The 22,360-nt window shown below is 66.9% G+C and carries 16 protein-coding genes; 2 read left to right on the top strand and 14 right to left on the bottom strand.

The genetic code is table 11. The features are described from left to right. Window positions 1–139: 139 nt before the first annotated feature. Complete coding sequence (gene pepN / locus CVO77_RS17595) at window positions 140–2,734, bottom strand: aminopeptidase N (protein ID WP_106000170.1); 2,595 nt, start codon at window positions 2,732–2,734, stop codon at window positions 140–142. A 170-nt stretch (window positions 2,735–2,904) separates the two neighbouring features. On the opposite strand from pepN, the gene CVO77_RS17590 reads away from it, so the two are divergent. Then, entirely contained in the window at window positions 2,905–3,696 is a 792-nt protein-coding gene (locus tag CVO77_RS17590; protein WP_106000169.1) for a Rossmann-fold NAD(P)-binding domain-containing protein, read from the top strand. 78 nt (window positions 3,697–3,774) lie between these two features. On the opposite strand, the gene CVO77_RS17585 is transcribed toward CVO77_RS17590, so the two are convergent. The 13 genes from CVO77_RS17585 to CVO77_RS17520 all read right to left on the bottom strand — a co-directional run bounded on the left by CVO77_RS17585 (window position 3,775) and on the right by CVO77_RS17520 (window position 19,054). Beyond that, entirely contained in the window at window positions 3,775–5,040 is a 1,266-nt protein-coding gene (locus CVO77_RS17585) for a DUF445 domain-containing protein (protein ID WP_106000927.1), read from the bottom strand. A gap of 70 nt (window positions 5,041–5,110) precedes the next feature. Continuing rightward, window positions 5,111–8,527 carry an efflux RND transporter permease subunit gene (locus tag CVO77_RS17580; RefSeq protein WP_106000168.1) on the bottom strand — a complete coding sequence of 1,139 codons (3,417 nt, stop codon included), beginning with the start codon at window positions 8,525–8,527 and terminating at the stop codon, window positions 5,111–5,113. Between the two features lie 51 nt (window positions 8,528–8,578). Continuing rightward, on the bottom strand, window positions 8,579–9,775 hold the full coding sequence (locus tag CVO77_RS17575) for an efflux RND transporter periplasmic adaptor subunit (RefSeq protein ID WP_420822518.1): 1,197 nt from the start codon (window positions 9,773–9,775) through the stop codon (window positions 8,579–8,581). Between the two features lie 286 nt (window positions 9,776–10,061). Continuing rightward, a complete protein-coding gene (locus CVO77_RS17570) occupies window positions 10,062–10,334 on the bottom strand; it encodes a GlsB/YeaQ/YmgE family stress response membrane protein (RefSeq protein ID WP_192878842.1) in 273 nt (90 codons plus the stop codon). 1,145 nt (window positions 10,335–11,479) lie between these two features. After that, on the bottom strand, window positions 11,480–12,469 hold the full coding sequence (nadA, locus tag CVO77_RS17560) for a quinolinate synthase NadA (protein WP_106000165.1): 990 nt from the start codon (window positions 12,467–12,469) through the stop codon (window positions 11,480–11,482). A gap of 74 nt (window positions 12,470–12,543) precedes the next feature. Then, window positions 12,544–13,314, bottom strand: a complete 771-nt coding sequence (locus tag CVO77_RS17555; RefSeq protein WP_242446004.1) for a hypothetical protein — start codon at window positions 13,312–13,314, stop codon at window positions 12,544–12,546. A 66-nt stretch (window positions 13,315–13,380) separates the two neighbouring features. Further along, a complete protein-coding gene (locus CVO77_RS17550) occupies window positions 13,381–14,031 on the bottom strand; it encodes a DUF4230 domain-containing protein (protein WP_106000164.1) in 651 nt (216 codons plus the stop codon). Further along, window positions 14,028–14,795 (bottom strand): hypothetical protein, encoded by a 768-nt coding sequence (locus tag CVO77_RS17545; RefSeq protein WP_106000163.1) that lies wholly within the window; start codon window positions 14,793–14,795, stop codon window positions 14,028–14,030. The genes CVO77_RS17550 and CVO77_RS17545 overlap by 4 nt, the downstream gene beginning before the upstream one ends. After that, entirely contained in the window at window positions 14,792–15,709 is a 918-nt protein-coding gene (locus tag CVO77_RS17540; protein ID WP_106000924.1) for an MBL fold metallo-hydrolase, read from the bottom strand. Before CVO77_RS17540 ends, CVO77_RS17545 begins: the two co-directional genes overlap by 4 nt. 363 nt (window positions 15,710–16,072) lie before the next feature. Further along, window positions 16,073–17,797, bottom strand: a complete 1,725-nt coding sequence (locus tag CVO77_RS17535; RefSeq protein ID WP_106000162.1) for a cytochrome c biogenesis protein DipZ — start codon at window positions 17,795–17,797, stop codon at window positions 16,073–16,075. Between the two features lie 293 nt (window positions 17,798–18,090). After that, complete coding sequence (gene grxD, locus CVO77_RS17530) at window positions 18,091–18,435, bottom strand: Grx4 family monothiol glutaredoxin (RefSeq protein WP_106000161.1); 345 nt, start codon at window positions 18,433–18,435, stop codon at window positions 18,091–18,093. A gap of 48 nt (window positions 18,436–18,483) precedes the next feature. Beyond that, complete coding sequence (locus CVO77_RS17525; RefSeq protein WP_106000160.1) at window positions 18,484–18,717, bottom strand: BolA/IbaG family iron-sulfur metabolism protein; 234 nt, start codon at window positions 18,715–18,717, stop codon at window positions 18,484–18,486. Window positions 18,718–18,727: 10 nt separating this feature from the next. Then, window positions 18,728–19,054 (bottom strand): DUF1476 domain-containing protein, encoded by a 327-nt coding sequence (locus CVO77_RS17520; RefSeq protein ID WP_106000159.1) that lies wholly within the window; start codon window positions 19,052–19,054, stop codon window positions 18,728–18,730. 210 nt (window positions 19,055–19,264) lie between these two features. Here CVO77_RS17520 and CVO77_RS17515 point away from each other — a divergent pair, with 210 nt between their 5' ends. After that, entirely contained in the window at window positions 19,265–22,360 is a 3,096-nt protein-coding gene (locus CVO77_RS17515) for a CHAT domain-containing protein (RefSeq protein ID WP_106000158.1), read from the top strand.

Raw genomic sequence — 22,360 nt, 5'->3', positions numbered from 1 at the left:
CGGGGGTGGGTAGCAACGCCGCAATGGCCCACCCCGCTGCGACTAACGAACAAAGTTCGTAAGTCTCGCTGCCCCTCCCGCACGCGGGAGGGGACATCAGCGCCATCCTTCAACGGCCGCTTCCCACCCCACAGCCGCCCTACCCCAGCAAACTCTTGCTCGCCTGCTCGGTCGTGTCGCGCGACAGGCCGGGCTGCGCCAATATCCGTTCCAGCTCGGCCTTCATCATCGCCGCGCGCGCTTCGTCAAAACGCCGCCAGCGCCCGAGCGGCGGGATCATCTTGGCCGCGGTCTGCGGGTTCTTCGGATCGAGCGCGATGACGAGGTCGGCGATCAGGCGATAGCCCGCGCCGTCGGCCTGATGGAACGCAGCCTGGTTGCCGGTGAGCGCGCCGTAAAGCGCGCGGACGCGGTTGGGGTTCGCCAGCGTGAAATCGGGATGCCCGGCCAGCGCCTTTACCGCATCGACGGTGTCGGGCCGCATCGACCAGGCCTGCGCCTGGAACCATTTGTCGAGGACCAGCGGATTGTCGCGATAGCGCTGATAGAAGATGTCGAGCGCCGCCACCCGCTCGTCGCTGTCGCCGTGCGCCAGCGTCGCGAGTGCGGCCTGTCGCTCGGTCATGCCGTCGGCGGTCGAGAAGATGCCAAATGCCAGCGCCGGGACGTCGGCCATGTCGGTCGCGGCTAGATAGGCGAGCGCGACGCCGCGCAGCCGGCGGCGCCCCTTGGCGGCGGGGGTCAGCTCGGTCGCGGGCGGCGGCGCTTCGGACAGGATCGCGCGCCATTCGCCGGTGAGCGCGGCGCCGATCGCCGCCTGCAGCGCCAGCCGCGCGGCGCGGATCGCGTCGGGATCGACGGTGACCATCTGGTCGCCGATAAAGGCTTCGCTGGGCAGCAGCACCGCCTCGGCGACGAAAGCGGCATCGGCGGCGCGCCCGGCCAGCGTCAGCGCGACGGCGTCGATCACCGCACGATTGTCCGCCGCCTCGCCCGACACCGCCGTGACGAGCGTGTCGAGCATCAGTTGCTGCAACGCCTCATAGCGCGCGAACGGATCGTCGTCGTGCGCCGCGAGCCAGGCGAGTTCGCCCGGCGCGCGCTCGCAATCGACAATCACCGGCGCCGAAAAGCCGCGATTGACCGACAGCGCCGGGCGCGCCGCAAAGGCGCCGAGCGCGATGCGCTGCGTGGCATCGGTCAGCGTGACCAGCGTGTCGGGCAGCGCGGCGCCGCTGCCGTCCATCGCAAAGGCGGCGATGCGCAGCGGCATCATCGCGGGTTGCTTGTCGGGCTGGCCCGGCGTCGGCGGCACGGTCTGCGCGACATCGAGGAACCAGTCGCCGCCCTCTTCGACCAGCGCCAGCCGCAGCCGCGGCGTCCCCGCCTGTTCGTACCAGCGGCGAAACTGGGCGAGGTCGATGCCGCCGCCCTCTTCCATCGCGCGCACGAAATCCTCGCACGTTGCGGCTTCGCCGTCGTGGCGCTCGAAATAAAGGTCGGTGCCCTTGCGAAAGCGCTCCGCCCCCATCATCGTCGCCATCATGCGGATGATCTCGGCACCCTTGTTATAGATGGTCGCGGTATAGAAGTTCGAGATTTCCTGATAGCTATCGGGGCGGATCGGGTGCGCGAGCGGCCCGGCATCCTCCGGAAATTGCGCGGCGCGGAGCAGCCGGACATCCTCGATCCGCTTGACCGCGGGCGATCCCATCGCGGCCGAAAAACTCTGGTCGCGAAAGACGGTGAAACCCTCCTTCAGCGACAATTGGAACCAGTCGCGGCAGGTGACGCGGTTGCCCGACCAATTGTGGAAATATTCGTGCGCGACGACCCCCTCGACCCCGTCATAATCCATGTCGGTCGCGGTGTCGGGATCGGCGAGGATGTAGCGGGTGTTGAAGATGTTCAGCCCCTTATTCTCCATCGCCCCCATGTTGAAATCGCTGACCGCGACGATGTTGAACAGGTCGAGGTCATATTCGCGGCCATAGACGCGCTCGTCCCACGCCATGCTGTTCTTGAGCGCCTGCATCGCGTGGTGCGTGCGCGGCGCGTCGCCGTCGCGCACCCAGATGCCGAGCTCGACCTTGCGCCCCGACAGGGTGGTGAAATGGTCGCGATTGACGACGAGGTCGCCCGCGACCAGCGCGAAGAGATAGGAGGGCTTCGGCCACGGGTCTTCCCACAGCGCCCAATGGCGGCCCCCCTCGCCCTCGCCCGACGCGACGCAATTGCCGTTCGACAGCAGGATCGGGAAAAGCGTCTTGTCGCCTTCCATCCGCACCTTGTAGCGGCTGAGCACATCGGGGCGGTCGGGGTGGAAGGTGATGCGGCGAAACCCCTCGGCCTCGCACTGGGTGCAGAGCATGGCGTTCGACGCGTAAAGCCCCATGAGCTGGGTGTTCGCCGCCGGATCGATGACGGTATCGACCTCGACCGTCGCGGCAGTCCGGTCGCCAAGGTCGACGATCAGGTCGGGCCCTTCCATGCGCCAGTCGTTCCAGCTCTCGCCATCGACGCGCACCGCCGCAGCGGTCAGCCCGTCGCCGCGCAGCGTCAGCGGCACCGGCGTATCGGCATGGCGGACGACCGACAGCGCGGACCGCACCCGCGTCTGGTCGATGCCGAGCGCGAAATCGAGCGCGATATCGGGGATTTGCCATTCGGGCGCGCGGTAGTCGCCGCGATGGATGGTGACGGGGATGGCGGGAGAGGAAGAAGCGTCGGTCATGCGCGGGAGATGCCTTGAAGAAGAACCGTTTGCCCTGAGCTTGTCGAAGGGCCGTTCTCTCCTTCTGCGACTCCGAAGGAAGAACGGTGCTTCGACAAACTCAGCACGAACGGAAAAAGGTTTGTTCATTATCCTAGGCTTGCGCCGCGAAGCGCGCAATAAGGGCGGCGATGGCAAAGATGCTGATTTTCGGAATGGGCTATGCGGCGGGGCGCCTTGCCGACCGGCTCGGCGCGCGCGGCTGGGACGTTGCGGGCACGACGCGCGACGGGCGCGGCGACAGCATCGCCTTTACCGATACGAGCGCGGTGCTCGGCGCGCTGCGGTCGGCGACGCATATTCTGTCGTCGGTGCCGCCGGTGGACGGCGCGGACCCGGTCCTGGCCCGCTATGGCGAAGCGATCGCACTCGCGCCCGCAACCTGGGTCGGCTACCTCTCCTCGACCGGAGTCTATGGCGACACCGGCGGCGCGTGGGTCGATGAGAGCGCGCCGGTCAAAGGCCGCCGCCCGGACCGCAACACCGCCGACGCCGCCTGGGCGGCGCTGCGCGGCGATGCGCGCGTGTTTCGCCTTCCCGGCATTTACGGCCCCGGCCGCTCGATCCTCGACCGCGTCGGCGAAGGTCGCGCGCACCGGATCGCCCTGCCCGGACAGGTGTTCAGCCGCATCCATGTCGACGATATCGCGGGCGGCGTCATCGCGTCGTTCGGCGGGCCGGCGGGCCTCTACAATCTCGCCGACGACGAGCCCTGCCACCAGAACCGGCTCGTCGAATGGGGCTGCGCGATGCTGGCGGCGCCGTTGCCGCCGCTGCGGACGCTCGACGAAGCGGACCTGTCCCCCGCCGCGCGCGCCTTCTATGCCGAAAACCGCCGCGTCGCGAACGGCAAGGCGAAGCGGCTGCTCGGCTGGACCCCGCGCTATCCGAGTTTTCGCGAGGGATTGGCCGCCTGCCGATGACCGTCGCCCCCGCGCAGGCGGGGGCCGGCAGCCTTGCGCTACGCCGATGGCGGCCTCCGCCTGCGCGGGGGCGGCGGTTTACAGCAACACATCCACCGCGTGGATCGCCACCCCCACCAGCCCGCCGACCAGCGTGCCATTGATGCGGATATATTGCAGGTCGTCGCCGACCGCATTTTCCAGCCGGTCGGTGATCGTTTTGGCGTCCCAGCCGCGGATCGTGTCCGACACGAGTTTCAGCGCCGTCTCGCCATAGCTATCGACCATGCCGACGACCGCGCGGCGCGCATAGCGGTTGAGCGTGCGCTTGATCGAGACATCCTCGCCCAACATCGCGCCGAATTGGGTGACGAGTTCGCCGATGCGCCCCGCGAGCATCGTTTCGGGATCGCGCGCGGCCTTGAGGAGCGCGCCGCGCCCCTGCTCCCACAATCCGTCGAGCCAGCGCTTGACCGCCTTATTCTCCAGCAGTTCGTCGCGCACCGTCGCGACCTTCGCCTGCACCTCGGGGTCGTTCTGAAGGTCGAGCGCCATCTTGGCGAGCCCTTCCTCGACGCGGATGCGCAGCGGATGCGTCTCGTCGCCCGCCATTTCGCCGAGCAGCTTCGACAGCCCGGCGACGATGCGGTTCGAAATGCTTTCGTCGAGGCCGGTGAAGCGGACGATCGCATTGCTGTTGTCATGGACCATCTGGTGGATCAGATGCTCGTTGAGTTCGAGCGTCTTCGACCCCCATTGAACCATCGCGTCGAGCAACGGCTGGTGCCGCCCCTCGGCGAGCGCCGCCTGCATCGCCTGGCCGAGCAGCGGCGCGACGTCGAGTTCGCGCAGCCGATCGGCGATCGCCGATTTGACCATGCCGCCCAGCCGCTGCTGGTCGAGCGCGCCAAGCGCGTCGGCGATGATCCGCGACGCGCCAAGCCTCAGCCGCCCACCACCCTCGGCGGGCTGCGACAGGAATTTGCCGACCGCGCCCGCGACGTCGAGCGTCTGCATCTTGCGCGCGATCAGGCGCGGCAGCAGGAAATTGGTGAGCAGGAAGCGCGCGAGCGTGTCGCCGATGCGGTTCTTGTTGCGCGGCACGATCGCCGTATGCGGGATCGGGATGCCCATCGGGTGGCGAAACAGAGCGGTGACCGCGAACCAGTCGGCAAGCCCGCCGACCATCGCCGCCTCGGCAAAGGCGCGGACAAAGCCGATCGCGGGGTGCGCGTCCTGATAATAGCGGGCGCCGAAAAAAATCGCCGCCATCACGACGAGCAGGCCCGTCGCAAAAATACGAATATTGAGCCCGCCGGTCGGAACGGCAATGCCCAACGGCCGGGGGAAAGCGCGGTCGGTCATGCCTGTCAAATGGCGAAACGCGCGGAAGGTTGCAACCGGCGCGGCCAGGCGCGGCGCCGGCTGCCCTCCATCATTCGGCCGCGTGCGGCTTTGGCGCGCCGTGCGGCTTGCTATCGTCACCCTTGCGATAGGTGAGCAGATTGCTCGAGAAAAAGCGGCCGAGCCGTTTCTCGATGCTGTCGGCAAGGCTGAAGCCCGCGGGGACGATCAACAGCGTCAGCAGGGTCGACAGGATCAACCCGCCGATCACGACGATGCCCATCGGGGCGCGCCATGCGCCATCGCCCGACAGCGACAGCGCGGTGGGAACCATGCCCGCGACCATCGCGACGGTGGTCATCACGATCGGCTGCGCGCGCTTGCGCCCCGCGTCGAGCAGCGCTTCGCCCTTCTCGATGCCATGATCCATCTCCTCGATCGCGAAATCGACGAGCAGGATCGAGTTTTTCGCGACGATGCCGAGCAGCATCAAAAGCCCGATATAGACCGGCATCGAGATTTCCGTGCCGGTGATCAGAAGGCCCAGCAATCCGCCGAGCGGCGCGAGCAGCAGCGACGACATATTGACCAGCGGCGACAGGAAGCGGCGATAGAGCAGCACCAGGGTCGAGAAAACGAGCAGCAGACCCGACACCACCGCGATGACGAAATTCTGGATCAGCTCGGCCTGCCACTTGGCATCGCCCTGAACGATCTTGCGGACCCCCTGCGGCATGGTCTTGACCGCGGGCAGCGCGTCGATCTTTTTCTGCGCATCACCGGTGACGAGCCCCGGAGCCAGGTCGGCGCCGATCACGATGCGCCGCGTCTGGTTATAGCGGCGCAATTCGGTCGGCCCGGCGCCAAAGCCGATCACGGCAACCGATTTCAGCGGCACGGTGGTTCCGCGCGAGGTCGGCACCGGCAGATTCTCGATCGTCGCCAGGCTGCGGCGCGAATCCTCGGACAAGAGCACCCGGATCGGGATCTGGCGGTCGGACAGCGAGAATTTCGCCGCATTCTGGTCGATGTCGCCCAGCGTCGCGATGCGGATCGTCTGGCTGAGCGCCGAGGTGGTGACGCCGAGTTCGGCGGCCAGGTCCATGCGCGGGTTGACGATGATCTCGGGTCGCGGAATGTCGCCTTCGATGCGCGGCGACCGCACTTCCTTGACCTTGCTCATCTCGCCGACGATCTTCAACGCATGCTTTTCGAGCTGCACCGGATCGTCGCCGCCGATCACCATCGTGATGTCGCGGCCCGAAAAGCCGCCCGACTGGCTCTGAAAGGTCACGCGCGCGTCGGGGATCGCCGCCAGCTTCGGCTGCAATCCGCGTTCCCATTCGACGCTGCTGACCTCGCGATGCTTCTTCAGCGTGATGAAGGCGTTCCCGCCGCCGACGTCGACATCGTAAAAGGCCGTTTCGACGGCTGGATTGTCGTCGATAATCGCCCCGATCTGCCGGACGATCGCCTCGCTCTGCGCCAGCGTCGAGCCCGGCGGCAGTTCATATTTGATCTGGCTGAAATCGCTGTTGATCGTCGGCTGAAACTGTTGCGGCAGCGTCGCGAACAGGATGATGCTCAGCACGAACGCCGCGCCCCCGATGCCGACGATCCAGACGCGATGGTCGAACAATCGGGCATAGGCGCGTCGGGCCATGAAGGCGGCCCAGCGGGTAAAGGCCCATTCGCGCATGCCCGCCGCATAAGCGAGCGCGCCGACCATGATCTGAAGCAGTCCGACCACAAGATAGGCGAAGACGATCATGAACGGGGTTTTCAGCAGGAAATGCAGCGCCGGATTGGGGCCATCCTGCCCCAGCGGAACCGGCTGGAAATAGCTGAACACCATCATCAGCCCGGTGAGCGCCGCCGCGACCAGCGGGACGGTCAGATAGACCAGCCGCGTCGGCTCGGGTTCATATTGTGCGCGCACCCTGTGATGCTTCTTATTGTCGAGCGTCCACGCCAGGATGCGCTCATAGCGGTGAATCCATGGCCCCGAGGCATGCTCCTGTGCGCCTTGCGCCGACAGGAAATAGGCCGCGATCATCGGCGTGATCATGCGCGCGACCGCCAGGCTGACGAGCACCGCAAAGACGACGGTCATTCCGAACTGGATGAAGAACTGTCCCGAAATGCCCGGCATCAGCGCGACCGGCAGGAAGACCGCGACGATCGACATCGTCGTCGCGACGACCGCGAGGCCGATCTCGTCGGCGGCGTCGATCGACGCCTGATAGGCGGTCTTGCCCATTCGCATATGTCTGACGATATTCTCGATCTCGACGATCGCATCGTCGACGAGCACCCCCGCCACCAGGCTGAGCGCGAGCAGCGACAGGCTGTTCAGCGAAAAGCCCATCAGGTCCATGAACCAGAAGGTCGGGATCGCCGACAGCGGGATCGCCATCGCGCTGATCAGCGTCGCGCGCCAGTCGCGCAGGAACAGAAAGACGACGACGACGGCCAGCACCGCGCCCTCGATCATCGCCGCCATCGAGCTGCGATATTGTTCCTTCGTATATTCGGTGCGCGTGAACAGGATCTTGAAATTGACCTTCGGATTGGCCTTCTTGATCTCCGCCAGCTTCTTCATCGCATCGTCATGGACGGTGACGTCGGACGCGCCCTTGGCTTTTTCGATCGAGAAGGACAGCACCTGCTTGCCGCGAATTTTCGCAAGGTTGCGCTGTTCGGCATAGCCGTCGGTCACCTTCGCGACGTCGCCCAGCCGGATCGTCCGCCCATTGCCGATCGCGATGCGCGTCTCGCCAAGCGCAAAGGCGCTGGCGGCGTTGCCGAGGACGCGGACCGCCTGTTCGGATCCCGCGATCTCGGTGCGGCCGCCGGCGGCGTTGACGTTCGTCTGACGCAGTTCCTGGTTCACCTGGCTGGCGGTCAGGCCATAGCTCTGCATCCGCGCGGGATCGAGGATGACGCGAATTTCGCGGTCGACGCCGCCCGACCGGCTGACCTTCGCCATGCCGTGGATCGACAGCAATTCCTTGGCGACCGTATTGTCGACGAACCAGCTCAGCTGTTCGAGCGTCATGTCGGACGCCTCGACCGAGAAGTAGGTGATCGGGCCGCCCGCGATGTCGACGCGCACCACCTGCGGTTCGAGGATGCCGTCGGGCAGGTCGCTGCGGATCTGCTGAACCGCCTGGTTGACGTCATTATAGGCGCGGTCGATCGGGGTGCCGATCGCGAACTGCACCATCGTCCGGCTGTTGCCCTCGCTGACATAGGAGGACAGCTCGTCGACCCCGCTGACGCTGCGCACCGCGGCCTCGATGCGCTGGGTTACCTGCGTCTCCAGCTCGGACGGCGCCGCGCCGGGCTGCACCACGATGACCTGCACCGCCGGGAATTCGATGTCCGGCTGATCGTTCACGTCCATCCGGTTGAAACTGACGACGCCGGCCAGCAGCAACAGGATGAACAGCACGACCGGCGGCACCGGATTGCGGATGCACCAGGCGGAAATATTGCGAAAGCTCATGGTTCGAACGCCCTTGGCACTAGCGGTTCCTGCACTTGCGGTTGGTGCTGCTTACTGCGCGGATTTCTGCAACACCGGCTTCACCTTGTCGCCGGGATTGAGGAAAGCGCCCGCGAGCACGATGACCTTTTCGGTACCGGCCAGGCCCGATGCGATCGACACGCCGCCGTCGGTGACCGTGCCGACCTTCACGGCGCGCCGTTCGACCTTGTCGTCCTTGCCGACGATCAGCACGAAATTGCCCTCGGGGCCGCTTTGCACCGCGCTTTCGGGAAGCAGCGGCGCCTCGCCCGAGCCCGCCACGAGCCGCGCGTCGGCAAAGCCGCCGGGGCGCAGCGCGCTGCTATAGGGAATCGCGATGCGCACCGTGCCCTGCCGCGTGTCCATGTTGACGATCGGGGACACCTGCCACACCTGGCCCGCGATCTTCAGGTCGCTGCCAACCGGGGTAACCGTCGCGCGGGTGCCGATCTTGACGCGCTGGAGGTCGGCTTCGGCAAGCTGCGCGAGCATTTCCATCTCGCCGCCCTTCGCCATGCGGAACAGGACGCCGGCGCCCGCGCCGACGACCTGACCGGGCTCGACCTGGCGCGTCAGCACCAGTCCCGCCGCGGGCGCGACGATGTTGAGCCGGCCGTTGCGCGCGACGGCTTCCTGATATTGCGCCTGCGCGACGCGGACGCGCGCGTTCGCTGAATCGCGGGTTGCGCGCTTGCGGTCGAGATCGGCCTTCGAGATGAAACCGCGGCCGACCAGCGCCTGCGCGCGATCGAGTTCAGACTGGGCCAGATTGGCGTCGGCCTGCGCCACCTTGATCGACGCCGACAGGCTGGCCGCCTGCTGCGTCTGCACCGACCGGTCGAGGACGGCGAGCGTCTGCCCGGCGCCGACCCACTGGCCGGGCTCGACGAGCACGCGAACCACCTGCCCGCCCTCGCCCGCGATGCCGACCGGCATCTCGCGCCGCGCCGCGATCGTGCCGTTCACCGCGATCGCGGCAACGACCGGCACGCGGCCCGGAATCATGACGGTCACATGGGGAACCGCCTGCGCTCCGGGGCCGCCCGCCGGCGCCGCGCCGTCGCCCTTGACGCTCGAAAAGGCGAACCAGGCCGCCGCGAGCGCCAGGACGATCAGCACGACGGCGACGATCAGCCGCGTCCGCTTGCGGCGATTGTCCGTCTCTTCGTAAAAGCTTTGCGTCCCCGCCAGGCTGTCCATCGAATCCACTTTCCGTTCGTAGTTCACGCCACGTCCCCTCCGCCGTCCGCGGCCACCGTTCGCGCGTCGCCGTCGGCAAAGCGCCCGGCCCGCGGGGCAGGATATCCTCTGAAGGTGTGTTACCCTATTAAATCACCGCGCGCAAGAGGCGATGGATTGCCGCTTCCCCATCCCCCAGGGAGCCGCGCCATAGAGAAGCCGGCCCATGATTTCCAGTGTTTGCGTTCATGAAAATGGGGGCGGCCGACCCAGGTCGACCGCCCCCATTTCACCCGGACCCGGCCCGGATCGGACCGGAGCGCCGGCTTTTCCGTCAGCGCACGCTGCCGCGCCGGATCAGGTTGACGATGGCGAGCAGGATGATCGCGCCGATGAAGGCCGTCACCAGCGTTCGCCAATCGAAGGCGTCGCCGCGCAAATGGCCGCCGCCGAAGACACCGCCGAGCAGCAGCCGACCGAGGATCGAGCCGATACAACCGACGATGATGTTGAGGAAGATGCCCTGCTGGGCATCGGTGCGCATCACGATGCTGGCGAGCCAGCCGATGATGCCGCCCATGACGAGTGCGATAATGAAATCAATCATGTTATGACCCCCTATGATCATTATGGCGCCTGATGGGACAGGCGGGTCGATGCTAACCTAAATATCTGCAATCGCCTAGCGAAATGGCGGCGATCGCGCGGCGGGGGTCGGCGGGTTCATCCAGGGCCGCCGACGACGACCGGGGCGATGACGAATCCTCGCATGATCCTTCCTTCCCGAACCAAGCGGGCCCGAACCGACCGGACCCGAAGCAACCGGACGACGCACCCGGCAGCAACCGAAATGCGCAAGCGAGGCCGGACCCCGGCGTCGCTCGCCCGATGAAGGAATAATGCGAGAAGGCTGCGAAAGGTTCCCGGCCGCAGCCCCGAAGGGCGCGGCCGGGACAGGAGGATCAGTTCCGGTCGGGGAACTGTTCCGGGTCGCAACGACGGCGATAGGCAGGCTTCGCCGACCGCGGTGTGACCGACATCACAGGAGGCGGTTTTTGAGGGAAGATTTTTGCGGGCGACCGCGAAAAAGATCGCAGGAACACTGCTGCGCGCCGGGCGCATGCGAAATGGGGGTCGGCATCGCTGCCAACCCCCACTATCCGGTTTCCCCCTGCGCTGCGCTCCGCGCCGTTTCGCTCCATCGACCTTTCGGCCAAGGGACCGCAACCAGGCGTTGCCGCTGGCGCCGGAACGATCCGGCGATGGTTCGGTCGGCCCCCTTGCGGGGGCCGGCCTCACCTGGAAAGCCCTTCATCATCTTGTCCGAGTCTCTGCCGAAGCAGTCGCTCTTCCGAAGCGATGGACTGCGTTTCCTGTCCGATCGGGTCCACCTCAACTCGTGGGAATCGCGGCGTTCCGTGATCGGGTATCGGTCGATGTCCTCGTCGGTTCGGTCCGTTTCCGTCCGGCTGGTCTTGCAACCACCCTTTGGGTTCCGGTGATCCGACGTCTCTGTCGTCCGATGATTGGAAGCTGTCACGAACCGGCCCGGCCGCCAACAGAAAAAGCGCGTAAAACCCGCCCACATCCTCCACGCTTGTGGATAAGTCCGGCATTAGCAACAAGCGGATTCCGCGCAGCATTTTTGTAACAGACGCGCAGCATTTTCGGATTCGATTGCTGCATCGCACCAAACGAATCGCCGTCGCGACTCGGATGTATCGACAGGCGGCTGAGTCGTCGGACGCCGACTCAAGCCCGCCCCAAATCGCCCTTCCCCACCGTCCCCGACGCCATCTCGAGCATCCGGTCGAGGCTTTTCTTCGCGCCCAGGCGCAGCGTCTCGTCCATCTCGATCCGCGGCTGCAGGTCGCGCAGCGCGAGGTAGAGCTTTTCCATCGTGTTGAGCGCCATATAGGGGCAGATGTTGCAGTTGCAGTTGCCGTCGGCCCCCGGCGCACCGATGAAGCTCTTTTCGGGCAGCGCCTTTTCCATCTGGTGGATGATGTGCGGCTCGGTCGCGACGATCAGCGTGTCGCCGGCAAAGGTCTTGGCGAACTGCAGGATGCCGCTGGTCGACCCGACATAGTCGGCATGGTCGATGATATAGGGCGGGCATTCGGGATGCGCCGCGACCGGCGCGTCCGGATGCTGCGCCTTGAGCTTCAGCAGCTCGGTTTCGCTGAACGCCTCGTGGACGATGCACACGCCCGGCCACAGCAGCATGTCGCGCCCGAACTTGCGGTTGAGATAGCCGCCGAGGTGGCGGTCGGGGCCAAAGATGATCTTCTGCTCGGGCGGGATCTGGCTGATGATCGTCTCGGCGCTCGACGAGGTGACGATGACGTCGCTGAGCGCCTTCACCGCCGCCGAGCAATTGATATAGGTCAGCGCGATATGATCGGGGTGCGCGTCGCGGAAACGTTTGAACTGTTCGGGCGGACAACTGTCCTCGAGGCTGCACCCCGCATCCATGTCGGGCAGCACGACGATCTTTTCGGGCGACAATATCTTCGCGGTCTCGGCCATGAACTTGACCCCGCAAAAGGCGATGACGTCGGCGTCGGTGTCCGCCGCCTTGCGCGACAGCTCGAGCGAATCGCCGACGAAATCGGCGAGATCCTGAATCTCGGGCTTCTGGTAATAATGCGCGAGGATGACGGCGTTGCGGTCCTTGCGGAGGCGGTCGATTTCGGCGCGCAGGTCGAGGCCCGAGAGAGACTCGCGGATGGGAGCAGTCATGGCGTTTCCTTATGTGGCTTTGGCCTTGGCGAACCCCCTACACCGCGACCGGCGGCAGGGCAATTCGCCGCTCCCTACATGGGCGGCGGCGATGCGAAGGCAAGGCCCGGGATCGCAGCACCCGGATGACCGGCGGTCACCGAGGCATAAAGAGCATCGCCAAACGAGGAAAAGGCGACAAGTTGCGCGATCGGGATCACCGCGACGACGCCCAGCATGCCCCACCACCAGGCCGGATGAACATGCCCATCGCGCTGCCAGTCGCGCAGCGCTCCCGTCAGCGGAAACAGCAGGCCGAACAGAACCGCCGTCTGAAACGCATAGGGAATAAGCAGGGGCATCGGCAGCAGCCGCCCGAACGCCGGACCCATGATCGCCGCCATGGCGCAAATCTGAAGGCGCATGCGCCAGTCGCTCCGCCGACGCAGACGGAACGCCGCCGCGACCACGCCCCCAAAGCACAGCACACCGATCGGATTGGCGACGAGGAAATGCTGCGGCTGGAAAAAGAAGGGAGCCGTTCCGCGCTGGACGACGTCGATCGTGAGCCAGAACCCCATGAGGATCATCAACGGAACCCACGCAGCGGCGATCCGCCCGAGTTGGCGGTGCTGCGCAGCGGACCCGCGCGATGCAAGCCAGCTTTGGGTGACGAAAAGGGCCACCCAGCCCATGAAGACGAAGGCATGGACATGGACCAGAGGCCGCACGGCAAAGGTGGATCGCCCCATCACCAATTGCGTCGTGAAGCCGGCCACGACGACAAATGCCATCGCCACCGCGGTACAAAAATAAAAACGATCCTTTTCGGCCGCGACGAGCGGCTCCTGCGCAATCGTTGCCATGCCACGCCCCCTCCGGCCGCACCCTGCGCTATCTTACAGCATGGGCACGAACACGGAAAGCGGCATTCAGCGCGGCGGCGCGCCCGCGAAACGCGCCGTCACCTTGGCGTCGATCCCCGCGGCCTTCAGCGGCATGGCAAAGCTCTGTTCGATCGCCACGCGCGCGGCATTCTGCGCCAGCCGCATCGGGGTCGTCCCCCTCGCCTGCTTGATCAGTTCCGCCTGCGCCGCCTTGCGGTTCGCGGCGTCGAGCGTTTTTTCGGCGTCGGTCAGCGTCAGCAGGATGACGCCGTCGCGATATTCGCTGATCGCGTCGATATCGATTTCCGGCCCGGCGAGGCGCAGCGGCGGCAGCGTGACGGTCAGCGCGTTGACGCCCGAGTCCCAGTCGAGATCGGACGGCTTCAGGCTGCCGAGATCGAGCTCGTAACGCACGGTTCCCGGCATGATCAGCGTCTTTTTCGCCTCCAGCCCGAGGCGCGCCTGCGTCGAGGTCACGACCGCGACATAGCGCGCGGTAAAGGGGACGAGGACATTTTGTTCCTGCAACCCCTGCAAGCTCGCGGCGACCACCGTCTGGGGATCATAGCCGCGCTGCCAGTCGCGCCAGGCGGACACCGTCCACCACGCGGCGAGCGCGAGCAGCGCCGCGGCGGCGAGCAGGATCAGGCGCGGCAACAGGCGCGGGGCGGGAGAGGGGTCGGTCCTGTCGGTCATGGTGTCGTATAATCCGAACAATCGGGCGCCGCCCGGTCCATGGCATAGCGCGCCGTCGCCGCATCATAGCGCAGCACGCGATCATAGGTGCAGGCCGGGTCTTCGGCGTGCACCAGATCGGCGCGCTTCAGCTTCGTCGCGCTATTATCCTGTGACCGGCGCGAGGTGCGCGGAAAGGCGGTGGCGACGGCGCGATAGGTCAGCGTGGGAAAGACGGCATCGCCCGACGCGGTAGCGGCCGTCAGATCGGCGCCGAATTCATATTCGTCGTGGCACGCCTCCAGCCGATCCTTGCTGTCCTGCTCGGAAAAGCAGGCGCGGATCATCAGCGAACCGTCCCACGGCAGTTCGAGCGCCTCGCCGCCCAGCCGCGCCGCGCCGGGCGCCGCACTCAGTTCGAGAAGGTGGAGCTGCGACGCCGAACCGCCGCCGCCCGAATACATGCTCGTCTGCCCGCTGAGAATGCCGACGAGGTAGCGCGGCGCGCCCTCGCCGCCCTTCGCCCGGATCAGCCTCGGCCAAAGCGCCACCGTCTCTGCCTCGGCGAATGCGGGCAGCGCCAGCGAAGCGGTCGCGGCGCCGGGCGAGGCGACGCGCAGCACGGCTTCGCCCGCATCGCCGTCCTCGACCGGAGGGACCTCCAGGCACAGGCTGTGGTCGGGCAGGCATTGGCTCGTCCCTTCCTCCGCCACCAGCGCGACGACGGGACCGGGCGCAGGCACGACGGCTCCCGCGGCGGCGGCCAGAATCAGCGAGACTATCATGCAAGCTCCCATTGCTCTTCGTGGGCGCGGACCAGTCCCCGCGCCTTCAGGTCGAGCAGATGCGCCAGCACCGAACGGCCGGCCGCACCCGTCAGGCGCGGATCAAGCCCCTTGTACATATGGCCGACCATGACCGGGATCACAGCCGCGCCCTTTTCCAGTTCGCGCAATATCTGCCGCTCGCGCTGCCTGCGGTGCCCCAGCATGCCGCGCACAAGCTGCCGCGGCTTGGTCACCGCGGGACCGTGCGCCGGATAATAGACGCGGTCGCTGCGCTCATAAAGCTTCGACAGGCTCGCCATATAGGCCGCCATGTCGCCGTCGGGCGGGCTGACGACGCTGGTCGACCAGGCCATGACATGGTCGCCGGTGAACAGTGCGCCGCTTTCGACCAACGCAAAACAGAGATGGTTCGACGTGTGCCCCGGCGTCGCGACCGCTTCGAGCGTCCAGCCGTCGCCCGCGACGCGCTCGCCGTCGGCCAGCACATGGTCAGGGGCATAGTCGGGATCGAAGGCGGAGTCGGCGCGCGGCCCGTCGTCGGTCAGCGCGAGCGGCGCGCAGCCGATGATCGGCGCGCCGGTCGCCGCCTGGAGCGGCGCGGCGGCGGGGCTATGATCGCGGTGGGTGTGGGTGCACAGGATCGCGGCGACGCGCTGACCTTGGGTCGCGCGCAGGATCGCATCGACGTGCCCCGTGCCGTTGGCGTCGGGCGGATCGCCGATGCTCATCCCCGATCCCGTCGGCCCCGGATCGATCACCGCGACGTCGCTCCCCGCGCCGACGATCCAGGTCTGGGTGCCGGTGAAGGTATAGGGCGACGGATTGGGCGCGAGCACGCGGCGCACCAGCGGCTCGTGCTGCTCGCACTCGCCGGCGCGGATCGTGTCGGGCCAGGGCTTGTCTTCGCTCATCCATCCCATGTGGCATTCCCCCCGCCAAAGGAAAAGGGCGCGGGGGCGAAAAAGCATCGAGGCGCGCCCCCAATCGCTGGCGTCGCGCGGGTGTCGGGATTTTTGACACCCCCATGGCGCGGTAAGGATTCGCTAACCAGCGTCCGGCCCCGAAACCCGCGGCAGCGGCGAATTGGCACGGCCCTTGTATGGTATAGGATGTTCCCGAGTGTTCCGCTCATATGGAGCGGTGGGGGGCATCGGTCTGGTCCCTGATGCCCCCTGCCCCCACCGGGACAACCCCCACTTGCCCCCGATGCAGACGGGGGGCGGAGCGGCCATCAGGCCCCGCCCCCCGGATGCTTTTCCATCAGCCGCCGGATATCAGCCAAAGGTGAAGGCGAACGCCTGCACACCGGGATCCTGAAATTCGATCTGGAAGCTGCGCTCGCGTGGTCCCTGCTGGCGCACGAGCTGGTAGAGCCGCTGGCCGGTCACCACGCCATTCCCCGCCGCATCGACATCGAGGCCATGATCGGCGCCCGGCGCCTTGCCGTCGATCGTCACCCGGAAGCGCACCGGCGCCTTTGCGTCGGCGGCGCCGAGGACAAGGTGCAGGTCGCGGCCGCGAAAGCGAAAGGCGATGCGCGCGCCGGGCGCCGCCGACACCGCATGCTCACCGCCGACGACCCACGCGCCGCCAAGCGCCCAATCGTTGCGCTGCGTGAGCGCGGGCAGCACATAATCGTGCCGCGCATCGCGCACGAAGCCGCCCGGCGAGACGAAATTCGCCGCGCGGGCATAGCCGACATAGGTTTCGGGCGAGCGGTCCTTGCGCGCGCTTTCGGCCTCGCCGACGCCGGTCGCGGCGACCTCGACCGCGTCCATCGTCCCCACCGCGCCGCCATTTTCGGCGATCAGCCGCTGGATGATCCGTTCGGATTCGGCATAATGGCCCTCGCCAAAGCGCGCGGCGCGCACCCGCCCCTTGGCGTCGATGAAATAATGGGCGGGCCAATATTGATTGTCGAAGCCGCGCCAGATCGCATAGCGATTGTCAAGCGCGACCGGATAGGGAATGCCAAGGTCGGCGATCGCCTTGCGGACATTGGCGGGATCGCGCTCGAACGCGAATTCGGGCGTATGCACCCCGATCACGACCAGCCCCTTGTCGCGATATTTCGCGTCCCACGCCTTCACATAGGGCAGCGTGCGCAGGCAGTTGATGCACGAATAGGTCCAGAAATCGATCAGCACGACCTTGCCGCGCAGCCCCTCGGCCGTCAGCGGCGGCGAGTTCATCCAGCCGGTCGCCCCCGCGAGCGATGGAAACGGCCCCTTGTCGGCCAGCGCATCGGCGCCCGGCATCGCCTTCGGCATCGCGCCTTCGGGGTGCAGCCGGTCGAGCAGCGACTGCTCGAAACGCGCCGTGCTCGCGAGCGACAGCCGGGTCAGCAGCCCGGTGTCGAGGCCGAACCCGATCGCGATCACCCCCGCCAGCACCGCCGCGCCCAACCCCCGGCGCAGCCATTCGCCGGCGCGGATCGACCGCTTCATCGCCGCGAACACGCGCCCGCCGACGAGCAGCGCGAGCGCGAGCGACGTCGCCGCGCCGAGCGCATAGGCAAGCAGCAGCAGCGACGTCTGCGCGCTCGCGCCCTGCAAGGCCGCGCCGGTCAGCAGCAGGCCGAGCACCGGCCCCGCGCACGGCGCCCACAAAAGCCCGGTCGCGACCCCAAGCAGCAGCGAGGAGAGGAAGGTCGAGCGCGCAGGCCCCGCGGTATTTTGCGACAGCCGGGCGCCCAGCGCGACCAGCGGCCGCGTCGCGCGGTCGGCGAGCGACGGGAACAACAGCAGCAGCCCGAACAGGCCGAGGACGACGAGCGCCGCGACGCGCCCATAGGCATTGGCCTGAACGACCCAGCCGCCGCCGACCACCGCCAGCGTCGCGACCCCGGCAAAGGTGATCGCCATCCCGAGCAGGAGCGGCAGCCCGCTGCGCGCGAACGGCTGATCGGCGCGCGCAAAGACGAAGGGTAGCACCGGCAGGATGCACGGGCTGACGATCGTCAGCGCACCGCCCAGATAGGCAAGAAGGAAAAGGATCATGACGCGCTACGCCTCCACAGGCTTCGACGAGCGATATGTCCCAGATACGAAGCCGGACGTCGAGACGTTACAATCGACGCTCCGATCCCTAATAATTTCGGCAGAGAACCGAACCCCATGCCTCGTCATGCTGAACTTGTTTCAGCATCCATGGCCTGAACGCGCGTCCAGCGCTGCATGGGTGGCAAAGGCAGGCCGTGGACCCTGAAACAAATTCAGGATGACGAAGCAAAAAAGAGCAGCGATGGACCCAAAAGCAACAGGCTGCTTGCAAAGCGCCCGGTCGCCAATGCCTATTCCGCCCGCGTCGGAACGCCGTCCATCAACTGGTGCAGTTCGCCGGCTTCCCACATCTCCATCATGATGTCGCTGCCGCCGACGAATTCGCCCTTCACATAAAGCTGGGGGATCGTCGGCCAGTCCGAAAATTCCTTGATCCCCTGGCGGACGTCCATGTCCTGAAGCACGTCGACGGTGTCATATTCGACGCCGAGGCGGTCGAGCATCGCGATCGCGCGCGACGAAAAGCCGCATTGCGGAAACAGCGGCGTGCCCTTCATGAACAACAGCACGGGATGGTCGGCGACCAGCTTCGCAATGCGGTCGCCAGTGGCTTGGGGGGTGGCGGTCTCGCTCATTTCAAAGTCTCCGGTGGCGCGGCGCGCCGAAAAAATTGCGTCTTGTCCCTATGAAGGAACGACGGTGGTCAATTGCAAGGCATGAAGTTCGCCGCCCATGCGTCCGCCGAGCGCGGCATAGACCGCCTTATGCTGCGCGACGCGGGTCAGGCCGCGAAAGGATTCGCTGACGATATGCGCCGAATAATGGTCGTTGTCGCCCGCCAGATCGGTGATCGTCACGACCGCGCCCGGAAGCGCCGCCTCGATCATCGTCTTCAGCTCATCCTCGCGCATGCCCATCGGATCGGCCTCAATTCTCGCTGTCGATGAACTGGCGCCGCGCCTCGGCGCTCTTTTCGTTGAGCGCGGCGCGGATTTCGGCGTCGCTGATCTCGACCTGCGCGGCGGTCAGGTCGCCCGCCAGCTTGCGGATCACATCCTCGTCGCCCGCTTCCTCGAAATCGGCCTGCACCACCGCCTTGGCATAAGCGTCGGTCTCTTCGGGGGTCAGGCCCATGCGTTCGGCGGCCCATTCGCCGACCAGCCGGTTGCGGCGCGCCGTGATGCGGAACAGCACGTCCTGGTCGCGCACATATTTCGCTTCCTCGGCCCGTTTACGATCGTCGAATGCGCTCATCTTGTCCTCACCGGAATGGAATTGTCCTTCCCAGATAGGTTACCCCGCCATGGCGCGCAAGGCGGCTGTGCGGCAGATCACTTCCCTTTTGCAGACGAAGGGTTTAGGGTCCGCGGCGACGGGAATGGGTCGTACCGCAGCGTATAGACTGCGCCATGCCCCCGACATCGCAGGCATGGCGCGTCGAAGCTCGTCTTTGGGGGATTGGTGATGACCGTTCGACGTCCGTTTTTCGTGCCGATTCTGGCTGCGCTCGCCGCGGGGCTATCGCCCCCCGCCGTGGCGCAACCCGACGACCCGACGCTTCGCGACAGCTTTTCGATCGGCGACCAGGGCGGGGCTCTGTGCGAAGTCCAGGCGACGCTCCGCGATCCGGTGATCAAGGGCATGTTCGACCGCGCCTGGGTGATCGTCTGCCGCGATGCCAGCCAGCCCGTCGGCACGGTCCGCATGCTGCGCGCGAACGCCGACGAGGCCCGCGCCCGAATCGAGGCGGCGCGCGCCGGAACCATCGACTGCGCCGCCGACGGCGCCTGCACGGTCAAGGACAGCCATGTCGCGTGGCAAACCCGGATCGAGGCCGACGGCAACACCGCTTATGCGGTCGAGGGATTCGCCGCTTATGGCGACGCGCTGACCCTTGCCCTCGAATCGATCCGGCAAAGAAAGGTCGCGCCCGGCCAGATCAAGGTCGCGACGACCTCGGTCGGCGGCGGCGACGGCTTTGCGCGGACGCTCGCGGGGACGATCGACGTCGACAAGGCGCTGGCCGAGGGATATCGCCGCAACCATGCCGGCGACTATGCCGAGGCGGCCGAATTTTTCGAAGCGCTGTCGCTGCGCACCGAGGACGAACAGGCGGCCGCGGGCATCGATCCGACCGAATTCACGCTCAATCGCGCGCTCCAGCGCTCGAACCTCGGCGAATTCGCCGAAGCCGATCGCCTGTTCGGCGAGGTCGAGGCGATTCCGACCAGCGACCCGGTCCAGCTTCGCCTGCGCCGCAACTTCCGTGCGATCCACGCGCTCAACCAGCGCGATTATGGCGGCGCCGAGGCGCTGCTCGAAACCCCGATTCCGCCGCTCGTCAACGAGGTCAAGGTCGATGGCGACGCGGTCACGCTGACCCCCGAGATCGTCGCGGGGGTCAACAGCGGCGCCAATGCCCGCGCGGTGCGCCAGGGCGGTGACCGCGAGCGGCTGACCCCGGCCGAACGCGCGCAGATCATCGACGCGCAGGCGGTCCATCTGCTCGGCACGGTCGAGCGGCTGCGCGGCGACGCAAAAGCCGCGAAGGCAGCGCAGCTCAAGGGGCTGGCCGACGCGCTCGCGGTGCGCGACGGGCGCGTGACCTCGATCGTCCGCCTGCGCTCGCAGATGCTCGGCGAGCTGGCGCTCAGCGAAGAGGCGCTCGGCGACAACAGCGCCGCCGACGCGCGCTTTCAGGAATCGATCGGCGCGCTCGCGGTCGAATATCCCGAAACCAATGCGCTCGCTTCGGCGCGCGCGCGCTACGCCGCTTTCCTCACCCGTCATGGCGAGGACGACAAGGCGCTCGCCATCTATCACGATGTCGTCGGCGCGCTCGCCAGTTCGCAGCGTTCGACCACCGGCATGGCGAACATGATGGCGCCCTATTACCGCCTGCTCGCCAGCCGCGCCGCGACCGATCCCAAGGCGACGGAGGATTTCTTCGTCGCCAGCCAGCTCCAGGTCCGGCCCGGCGTCGCCGACACCCAGGCGCTCCTTGCGCGCGAATTGTCGGCGGGCAGCGACGATGGCGCGCGCCTGTTCCGTCAGGCGACGACGCTGAACCGCGACGTCGAGCGCGCGCGGATCGAGGATGCCCGGCTCGCGCAATTGCCCGAGACGGCAGAGGTCGACGCGATGCGCGCCGACCTCAAGATCCAGCTCGACAATCTGTCGTTCCAGCAGGCGGAAACGGTCACCAAGCTCGGCGCCTATCCGCAATATAGCGTCGTCGCGTCGGGCAAGCTCGATCTTGCCGAGCTGCAACGGGTGCTGCGCCCCGACGAGGCCTATCTGAAGATGCTCGTCGTCGGCGATTCGGTCTATGCGATGCTGATCGGTCAGGGCGACGCGATATTGTGGCGCAGCGACATCAGCGCAGAGGGGCTCGAGACCGCGGTCGACACGATCCGCTCGACCATCTCGATCGTCGAAAATGGCAAGCGCGTCACCTATCCCTTCGACGCCGCCACCGCGCGCAAACTCTATACGCAGCTCTTTGCCCCCGTCGCCGACCGGCTGCCGGGGGTGCAACATCTGATCTTCGAGCCCGACGGCGCGATGCTGCGACTGCCGGTCAACCTGCTGATCACCTCCGACGCCGGGCTCGCGGCCTATGAGCAGCGCCTGAGCGACCCGACCGCCGACGCCTTCGACATGCGGGGCATCGCCTGGCTCGGCCGGTCGACGCGGCCGAGCACCGCGGTGTCGGCGTTGTCGTTCCGCAACGCGCGGCAGGCAGCGCCCTCCGACGCGAAGCGCGAATATTTCGGCCTCGGCGAAAATCTGCCGGTGCGCGGCGGCGTCCTGCCTTCGCTCGGCACCCGCGGCGCCGCCGGCGGCGGTGTCGACGGCAGTTGCCAATGGGACGTCAGCCAGTGGAGCCGGCCGATCTCGGCCGCCGAACTCGTCACCGCGAGCGACACGATGGACCGCGGCGCCGCGACGCTGCTGACCGGGGCAGCCTTCACCGATACCGCGGTGAAGAACCGCGGCGACCTCTCCGACTATCGCATCATCCACTTCGCGACGCACGGCCTCGTCACCGCGCCGCACCCCTCCTGCCCCGCCCGGCCCGCGCTGGTCACCTCGTTCGGCGGCCAGGGTTCGGACGGCCTGCTGACGTTCCAGGAGATTTTCGATCTCAAGATCAACGCCGATCTCGTCATCCTGTCGGCGTGCGACACCGCGGGCGCCGCGACCGTCGCGGCGACGCGCGAGGCCGGGGTCGCGAGCGGCGGCGGCAACGCCCTCGACGGGCTGGTTCGCAGCTTCATCGGCGCCGGCGGACGCTCGGTGATCGCCAGCCATTGGCCCGCGCCCGATGATTTCGACGCGACCAAGCGGCTGATCGGCGGCCTGTTCGCCGCGCGGCAGGGGGAGAGCATCGCCGATGCCCTGTGGGCGAGCGAAACGCAGTTGATGGACGACAAGCGCACCTCGCACCCCTATTATTGGGCGGGCTTCGCGATCATCGGCGACGGCGGCCAGCCGCTGCTGCACGGCGCCACCACGACGGCGCAGAAGGAAGGGGCTGCGGGCCATTCGGCCCTCTGA

This window comes from Sphingopyxis lindanitolerans, from assembly GCF_002993885.1.
Taxonomy (GTDB): domain Bacteria; phylum Pseudomonadota; class Alphaproteobacteria; order Sphingomonadales; family Sphingomonadaceae; genus Sphingopyxis; species Sphingopyxis lindanitolerans.
This window is presented reverse-complemented; position numbering and strand designations above follow the sequence as displayed.

What these genes read in the sequence shown, in the direction of transcription:
- pepN (WP_106000170.1), bottom strand. Translation starts at nt 2,734, where the DNA reads ATGACCGACGCTTCTTCCTCTCCCGCCATCCCCGTCACCATCCATCGC.
- CVO77_RS17590 (WP_106000169.1), top strand. Translation starts at nt 2,905, where the DNA reads ATGGCAAAGATGCTGATTTTCGGAATGGGCTATGCGGCGGGGCGCCTT.
- CVO77_RS17585 (WP_106000927.1), bottom strand. Translation starts at nt 5,040, where the DNA reads ATGACCGACCGCGCTTTCCCCCGGCCGTTGGGCATTGCCGTTCCGACC.
- CVO77_RS17580 (WP_106000168.1), bottom strand. Translation starts at nt 8,527, where the DNA reads ATGAGCTTTCGCAATATTTCCGCCTGGTGCATCCGCAATCCGGTGCCG.
- CVO77_RS17570 (WP_192878842.1), bottom strand. Translation starts at nt 10,334, where the DNA reads ATGATTGATTTCATTATCGCACTCGTCATGGGCGGCATCATCGGCTGG.
- nadA (WP_106000165.1), bottom strand. Translation starts at nt 12,469, where the DNA reads ATGACTGCTCCCATCCGCGAGTCTCTCTCGGGCCTCGACCTGCGCGCC.
- CVO77_RS17555 (WP_242446004.1), bottom strand. Translation starts at nt 13,314, where the DNA reads ATGGCAACGATTGCGCAGGAGCCGCTCGTCGCGGCCGAAAAGGATCGT.
- CVO77_RS17550 (WP_106000164.1), bottom strand. Translation starts at nt 14,031, where the DNA reads ATGACCGACAGGACCGACCCCTCTCCCGCCCCGCGCCTGTTGCCGCGC.
- CVO77_RS17545 (WP_106000163.1), bottom strand. Translation starts at nt 14,795, where the DNA reads ATGATAGTCTCGCTGATTCTGGCCGCCGCCGCGGGAGCCGTCGTGCCT.
- CVO77_RS17540 (WP_106000924.1), bottom strand. Translation starts at nt 15,709, where the DNA reads ATGAGCGAAGACAAGCCCTGGCCCGACACGATCCGCGCCGGCGAGTGC.
- CVO77_RS17535 (WP_106000162.1), bottom strand. Translation starts at nt 17,797, where the DNA reads ATGATCCTTTTCCTTCTTGCCTATCTGGGCGGTGCGCTGACGATCGTC.
- grxD (WP_106000161.1), bottom strand. Translation starts at nt 18,435, where the DNA reads ATGAGCGAGACCGCCACCCCCCAAGCCACTGGCGACCGCATTGCGAAG.
- CVO77_RS17525 (WP_106000160.1), bottom strand. Translation starts at nt 18,717, where the DNA reads ATGGGCATGCGCGAGGATGAGCTGAAGACGATGATCGAGGCGGCGCTT.
- CVO77_RS17520 (WP_106000159.1), bottom strand. Translation starts at nt 19,054, where the DNA reads ATGAGCGCATTCGACGATCGTAAACGGGCCGAGGAAGCGAAATATGTG.
- CVO77_RS17515 (WP_106000158.1), top strand. Translation starts at nt 19,265, where the DNA reads ATGACCGTTCGACGTCCGTTTTTCGTGCCGATTCTGGCTGCGCTCGCC.